The sequence below is a fragment of the Paraburkholderia sp. J67 genome (genome assembly GCF_905220265.1).
GTDB lineage: Bacteria > Pseudomonadota > Gammaproteobacteria > Burkholderiales > Burkholderiaceae > Paraburkholderia.
In genome coordinates, this window is the sequence record NZ_CAJMZK010000161.1 from 1 (window position 1) to 203 (window position 203).

Sequence of the window (203 nt, forward strand, 5' to 3'; positions counted from 1 at the left end):
TGGCCGACCTGGTAATCGTTCGGCACGTAGCCCGCATCGACGGCTGCGCGCGATGCGCCCAGTGCGGCGTTGAGTTTGTCCGCGAGCGGTTCCAGCACTTGCGTGTAGTTCTCGCCGCTACCCAGACCGCGGCCGCCCGAGACGATGATCTTCGCGCTCGTCAGTTCAGGGCGATCGAGCTTCGTGACTTCACGGCCGACGAA

The 203-nt window shown here is 65.0% G+C and carries 1 protein-coding gene; it reads right to left on the reverse strand.

Features of this window, described 5'->3' with window-relative positions; all coding sequences use genetic code 11:
- Positions 1 to 203: FAD-binding protein (locus U5782_RS41600; protein WP_322049663.1), on the reverse strand; the 203-nt coding region annotated here is incomplete at both ends.